The organism is uncultured Caldilinea sp., assembly GCF_937128415.1.
In the GTDB taxonomy this organism is placed as follows: Bacteria; Chloroflexota; Anaerolineae; order Caldilineales; family Caldilineaceae; genus Caldilinea.
The window spans coordinates 38,173-44,252 of sequence record NZ_CAKZMJ010000053.1; the positions used below are offsets into that span (position 1 = coordinate 38,173).

Here is a 6,080-nt window from a genome sequence, read left to right on the forward strand (position 1 = left end):
CCTCACATCGGCGCCAGCCCGTGCTTCTTCGGTGTGTGCGTCTCACGTTTGGAGAGCGTGACATCGAGCGCCCGCACCAGCACGCGGCGACTGTCGCGCGGTTCGATTACGTCGTCGATCAGCCCGCGCGCAGCTGCGACGTAGGGATTGTTGAATTTCTCTTCGTAGTCCGCCACCAACTCTCGGCGCTTCGCCGTGGGGTCTTCCGCTTCCTGCACCTGCTTGCGGAAGAGGATGTTCACAGCCCCCTCGGCGCCCATCACGGCGATCTCGGCGTTCGGCCAGGCGTAGAGCAGATCCCCGCGCAGCCCTTTGGAGCTCATCACGCAATAGGCGCCGCCGTAGCTCTTGCGCAAAATGATCATCAGCTTGGGCACGGTCGCCTCGGAGTAAGCATAGATCATGCGTGCGCCGTTGCGGATGATGCCGCCGTACTCCTGGTTGACGCCCGGCAAAAAGCCCGGCACGTCCTGCAGCGTGACGATAGGGATGTTGTAGGCGTCGCACAGCCGGATGAAGTGCGCAGCCTTGATGCTGGCCTTGATGTCGATGCAGCCCGCCAACACCATCGGCTGGTTGGCGACGACGCCGATCACGTAGCCGTTAAGCCGTGCAAAGCCGACGACGATGTTCTCCGCCCACAGCTCATGCACTTCAAAAAAGCGCCCATCGTCCACGATCGTGCGGATCACCTGGCGCACGTCATAGGGTTTGTGAGGATCGATCGGGACGATCTCCTCTAGCTCCGGACATCGACGATCGGGATCGTCGATGGGGGGGATGTAGGGCGGGTCTTCCTGATTGTTCGAGGGCAGATAGGAGAGCAGCTCGCGCACCTTGAGTAGGCACTCGGCGTCATCTTTGGCAAGAAAATGGCTGACGCCGCTTTCCTTGGAATGCACCAGCCCGCCGCCCAGCTCGTCGAAGCTGACGTTCTCCTGCATCACCGCCTTGACGACCTCTGGGCCGGTGATAAACATGTAGGAGTTTTGGGTCATAAAGACGAAGTCGGTCAACGCCGGCGAGTAAACGGCGCCGCCTGCGCACGGCCCCAGAATTACGCTGATCTGCGGGATGACGCCCGAGGCCTCGCAGTTGGCGTCGAAGATTCTGGCGTAGCCGCCCAGCGAATCGACGCCCTCCTGGATGCGCGCGCCGCCGGAGTCGTTGAGGGCGATGAAGGGGCAGCCGTACTTCAGCGCCATCTGCATCGCCTTGACGATCTTGTTGGCGTGCATCTCCCCAAGCGAGCCGCCCATCACCGCTGCGTTCTGCGAGGCGACGAAGACCTTGCGCCCGTTGATCTCGCCGAAGCCGGTGATCACGCCGTCGCCGTAGCGCGAGCTGCGGCCATCCATGTACTTCTCATAGCGGGGCGTCACCAGTGTGTCGATCTCGCAGAAGGTGCCGGGGTCGAAGAGCAGATCGATGCGCTCCTGTGCAGTCAGGCGTCCTTTTTTGTGTTGAGTTTCGACGTCTTTCTCCGTGCCCGCAGCGATCGCTTTTCGCTCGCGCAGTTTTTTGATATACGCTTCCAACGGAGCACCTCCATTTCCTGTCTGTAAGGGATAGCTTCTCAACGTCGCCCGCAAGCTTCGCCCAGGCTTCTGCTCATGCGAGCACCGCCACAGTCAACACATGACGCCCATGCAAGCGCCACCAGCCTGACCAGACGCCGGGAAACTGAGCGCCTAGCTGTTCGTCTACATCGATTCGGAACGGCTTCCAATCCTGCGTTGACGCTGCTGCTGCAACATCGAACAGGCAGGCGATGCGCTGCGTATCCAGGCGCAACCCCTCGCGCAGCGCCTTCAGAGCAGCCTCCTTGCCGCTCCAGATGACGGTGGCGAGAACGTCGCCTGCGGCGGGCGTTGCAGCGTTGTGTACAGCACTGGCTTCGCCTGCGCCCCGCCCAACGTCCACTCGAAGAGACAGGCTAAAGCCGGCGGGGGCGTCGGCGGTGCATTTGAATGCGCTCGTCAGTGCAGGCGCCCAATACACCCGGTGCGGCAGGACATGGTACGCCTGCTCCACCGTCGCCATCTCCGCCTGCGTAAAATAACTGCGCACAAAACTCGGTTCACGCGGTTCAATGAACTCAATGTCGCAGCCCAGGGATGGAAGAAGACGAGGTGTTCGGGGTGCAGAGGAGCGGGAAGACAGGGAAAGGCATCCATCTCTGGGTCTAAAGCTTTCGATCAGTCCACAGAACGCCACCCCGTGGCTATGGCTAATGCTCAGCGAGACCGGGAGGCGCTCGAACAGGTCGCCCCATCCGCCTTCACCTTCGCAGCGGGCTGCGTAGGGCGCGCCGTCAGGGTCGGCGCCGATATAGATTTCGTTCAACGCCGGCCTTTCATCCCTCGTCTCCGCCAGGTAGCGCTGCACCAGATTCTTGGCCGTCCAGCGGCCGAGCAGCCAGTCGCGGCGGCGCTTGTCGACCCGCAAGCTGGCCAGGCGCCGTCGCTCGGCCGGCCCCAGCCAGGCGGGCGGGACGTCGCTGCGCAAAATTTCGGGACAGTCGTCAAACGACTGGATCAGCCAGTGGATCATAAGGAATCCTGAAATTGCTACAGCTAGTTCGCATCTACGTCACCTACGCGTAACGACGCCCCTCTGCGATAAATTCGAGAATCTCTTCCGTCGAAATGTCTACGTCAATCCCTTCGACGTCAAGCGGAGACGTTGTCGCTTTTTCTGGTCTGATGACAAATACACTTCCATCACGACGTCTTACGCGCACCTCGCCTTCGGCTGCCGCCTTGTCGAGCAGGGACGCAAGATTCTGGCGCGCTTCACTATAGGTGTATACAGCGCTCATCGCTCTATCTCCACAACAGGAACTCCATACATCTTTGCAACTGACTGTAAAGATCGATCAAGCGTTAGCAATGCACTGTGATATTTCTCTGCACAACGAAGCAAGTACGCATCATACGCGTAAACATTAAGTCTCGATGCCAATCGAAGCGACTCTTCTAGTTCTACATCAACCAGACGGATTGGGATGGACTGATAGATCGCCAACGCATCGACCACCTGTTGCAAACCAAGTCTCTGACGTCTTAACATCGCTGAAAAGGCGTTTCCGATCTCAATGTGAATCGAAAAGGGCGCAATCAAATTCGCTTCATACGTCGCCTGAATGAGCGCCGGCTTCTCAGGCTCATTGAGTATCACAGCAATGATCGCCGATGCGTCAATAACTATTTCCATTCTGTACTTTTAATCCCCCTCAGATAATTGTACATATGTACAATTATAGTATCCCAAGTCGTTGGAGAAGTCAACGATCTTCCAGGAAGCTTCCTGTTGGAGCTTCCTGGAAGAATGTGTTAGATGGGCTATGTTTTATCTTTACGTCAAAAGTCGCCTCCTCAAAAACTTACGCCGGTCGCCCCACCGTGCGATAGCCGGTCAGCGTCACAAAGACGTTGCCCGCCTCGTCGACCACCGTGGCGTCGAAGCGCTCGCCGTCGTTGGGCGTGGCGCCGATGCAGTAAAGCCGCCGCCCTTCTCCCTCCTCCGGCTGGCGATAGGCGATCACCTTCTCGAAGCCGAGCGGGAAAGCCATCGCCTGCTTCACGTGCGTATGCCACAGCGCCGCAGCCTGGAAGCACAGCTCCACTAACCTCGGCGCCATCAGCGACGCCGCGTGGGCCGGCTCTGCATCGGCGGGCAGACTGTGCGCCATCAAGGCGATGCACTTTTCCCCGTCGACGCCCGCCCGCTCGATCACCTGATAGGCCGGACCGTGGAAGAACGTCTTGTAGATTTCCTGCGCCGTGATCGGCAGGCTTTCGGCGGCCGGCGGCGTGAAGGGGAGGGTCGGCTTCTCCGCCGGCGCCGTCGTCAAGCGCACGTCGGCGATGAAGTGCTCCTTAACTTGCACCGGCAGCCCCTCCTTCGCCGGTTTGGTGACCGAACGCAGCGTCACTCTCGCCAGCAGCTCGCCACCGCCTGCCGGCTTGACCGTTGCGCTCAGGTGGAGCGTGCGCGGCTCCATGCGGAAGAATTTGAAGGCGCCCAACATCTCCTCATGCTCGACGCTCGCCACGCGATAGCCGGGCGCGGCCACCGTCGCCGTCTGCGCCAACGCCTCGGTCGCCATCACGCCGGGCAGCCAGGGCGTTCCTTCGTCCGGCGCGTGGTCGAAGAGGAAGGGCTGCACCTTCGGGTCCAGCGTCGTCTCGACTTCCAGGCCGCCATAGAGCCGATAGGACTTGACCGCGCCGACCATCAAGAGCGGTCGCTCGCGCGCGGCGAGCCAGGCGTTGAGTTTATCCACATCGAGGCCGCCGGTGGGGTCCTTTTCATCGAGCCAGGCGCCGAGACGGCCGGCGACGACCACCTCCCCGCGCGCGCCGCCGTAGGTCAGCTCGCGGCGAATGGTGGGCACCCCCGCTTCCGGCGGCAGCATGTCCACGCCCAGCGATTCGAGAATTTGCTGCACCGAGCCACGCGAAGCCATGCCGATCTGCCCCCACGCCGTCCAGTCGATGGCGATGCCGCGCGTCTGCGGTCGCCAGGTCCGCATGCTGCTGGTGATCTTGCAGAGCAGGTCATTGGCCGCCGAATAGTCGGTCTGACCGTTGTTGCCGAAACGACCGGCCACCGAGCTGAAGCTGACCGTTGCGCCGATCGGCATTCCCCTGGCCGCCTTGAGCAGGTTGAAGAAGCCGTCGGCCTTGACGTCGTAGACCAGGGCGAACTGGTTCGGCTCCTTGTTGGGCAGGGTGCGGTCGAGGAGCAGCCCGCCGGCGTGGAGCAGCACGTCGATCTTGCCGTGGCGCTGACGGATTTCCTCGATCACCGCCGCCACTTTGTCGCCGTCGCGCAGGTCAAGGCTGTAGTAGTGGGCGGTTCCGCCCGCCGCCTCGACGGCTTCGATGGCGCGCAGCGCAGCCTCCTGTCGCTCGATTGCCAGGATGCGGTCGTCGATCTGTTTGGGCGTCGCCTTTTCGCCCGCCGCCTTCGCCTCCGCAATCAACGCCTGCTTGAGCGTCTCTCGTCCCTGGCGGAAGAGGGTGACGTATTTGTCGTCGCGCGCCGGCGCCTGCACCAGATCGAGCAGGTAGAAGACGCCGCCGCTGTGAGCCGCCAGGTCCACCGTGATGGCGCTGGTGATGCCGCCGGCTGCCCCGGTCACCACGAAGACGGTGTCCTTGCCGAGCGCCATGCCGGGAGCGCCGTCCCTGGCCGGCTGTTCTTCCAGAGAAACGGCGTAGCGCTGCCCCTCAAAGTAGCCAACCTCAACGACGCCTGGATCGAAGAGCGCCTCGGCGATCAGCTGTTCGGCCGGCTCCACCGTCTTGCGCGACGCCTCGAAGTCGACGGCTTTGACGGTGACGCCTTTGCCGCCTTCACGCAGGGCCTGTTCCATATTGTAGGCTTTGGTGAAACCTACGACTGCGCCACCTAGCGGCGCGACGGCGGGAACCGGACCGTAGCCGTGCAAACCGCCCAGTCGCGTCGCCGAGACCAGGAACGTGTTCGGGCCGCTCACGCTGTCGTAGAGCGCACGCATCGTCGTATAAAGATTCTTCACGCGCACGCGATTGTGCTCGCGCCACTCCTCCGCCGTCATCTCCTCGATCGGCGGCTCGACGTCCAGCGCCGGCAGCCAGAAGACGCCCTGAATCTTACCCTCGGACAGCCATGTCTTAAGTTGAGAGTCCAGGGCGTCCGTGGCCACGCCTGGCTCGAGCGTGAGCACGGTGGCCCCGCGCTTCTGCAGCTTTTCCACCAGCTTCTGCCCAACGCCGCCCCGGTCGAGCATGACGACGATGCGGCTGTCTGCGCCGATTGTTACGCCGGTCGGTTTGCAGAAGTCGATCGGAGGTCGTAGGACAGGAACCGGCACGCGACGGGGGATGCGATCGGCGTCTTCCAGCGCACCGATGGTTTGGATCGGGGATGGAGAAGCGACGGTTTGAGAGGATTGGGTTTCGGAAGGCGCCTCCTGCACTTCAACCTTCGCCTCTCCCAGGTCGGGACGCATCTTGCGCACAAAGTCGATCACGCTCTGCAACGTCGGATAGTCGCGCAGATTCAAGCCCTCCTGGAAGGGGATGCCGAAC

The 6,080-nt window shown here is 61.9% G+C and carries 5 protein-coding genes; all 5 read right to left on the bottom strand.

Translation table 11 applies throughout. The features are described 5' to 3' along the window. Window positions 1-2: 2 nt before the first annotated feature. Complete coding sequence (locus Q0367_RS07750; protein ID WP_298981431.1) at window positions 3-1,538, bottom strand: acyl-CoA carboxylase subunit beta; 1,536 nt, start codon at window positions 1,536-1,538, stop codon at window positions 3-5. Between the two features lie 73 nt (window positions 1,539-1,611). Further along, entirely contained in the window at window positions 1,612-2,553 is a 942-nt protein-coding gene (locus Q0367_RS07755; RefSeq protein ID WP_298981432.1) for a 4'-phosphopantetheinyl transferase family protein, read from the bottom strand. Window positions 2,554-2,596: 43 nt separating this feature from the next. Further along, window positions 2,597-2,821: a type II toxin-antitoxin system Phd/YefM family antitoxin gene (locus tag Q0367_RS07760; protein ID WP_298981433.1), complete on the bottom strand. Its 225-nt coding sequence runs from the start codon at window positions 2,819-2,821 to the stop codon at window positions 2,597-2,599. Then, window positions 2,818-3,216 (bottom strand): type II toxin-antitoxin system VapC family toxin, encoded by a 399-nt coding sequence (locus tag Q0367_RS07765; protein ID WP_298981434.1) that lies wholly within the window; start codon window positions 3,214-3,216, stop codon window positions 2,818-2,820. Before Q0367_RS07765 ends, Q0367_RS07760 begins: the two co-directional genes overlap by 4 nt. Window positions 3,217-3,385: 169 nt before the next feature. Then, window positions 3,386-6,080, bottom strand: a 2,695-nt coding sequence (locus tag Q0367_RS07770; RefSeq protein ID WP_298981435.1) for an SDR family oxidoreductase, incomplete at its 5' end; no start/stop codon positions are given.

Coding starts and splice junctions, on each gene's coding strand:
- Q0367_RS07755 (WP_298981432.1), bottom strand. CDS start 2,553: ATGATCCACTGGCTGATCCAGTCGTTTGACGACTGTCCCGAAATTTTG.
- Q0367_RS07760 (WP_298981433.1), bottom strand. CDS start 2,821: ATGAGCGCTGTATACACCTATAGTGAAGCGCGCCAGAATCTTGCGTCC.
- Q0367_RS07765 (WP_298981434.1), bottom strand. CDS start 3,216: ATGGAAATAGTTATTGACGCATCGGCGATCATTGCTGTGATACTCAAT.